The organism is Burkholderia sp. A2 (assembly GCF_001729305.1).
Classification (GTDB): Bacteria; Pseudomonadota; Gammaproteobacteria; order Burkholderiales; family Burkholderiaceae; genus Burkholderia; species Burkholderia sola.
The window spans coordinates 447-721 of sequence record NZ_LZXX01000078.1 but is presented as its reverse complement, the minus strand read 5'-3'; the positions used below and the strand labels follow the sequence as shown (position 1 = coordinate 721).

The window sequence follows — 275 nt, the reverse complement described above, 5'->3', positions numbered from 1 at the left end:
GATCGACGAGGCGCTCGCGTACCTCGGCCGCTATTTCGATCACCACGATTTCACGCAGTACGCGCTCGACGCGCCGTTCCCGGAACTCGGCGACCTCGGCCGCAACAGCTTCCGCTCGACCACCGACCGCATCAAGGCCGATGCGAAGCGCAAGGGCCTGTCGCTGCGCGAGACCGCGCTCGCGGTCGCGACGCCGCGCCCGAACTTCATCGGCACGGCCGAGCACGTCGCCGACGAGCTGATCCGCTGGCACGACGCGGGCGCCGGCGACGGCT

General features: G+C 70.5%; 1 pseudogene. It reads left to right on the top strand.

Going from position 1 to position 275, the window contains the following annotated elements:
* Positions 1 to 275 (top strand): annotated as a pseudogene (locus tag A9Z05_RS37605) (LLM class flavin-dependent oxidoreductase); the annotation flags it as partial.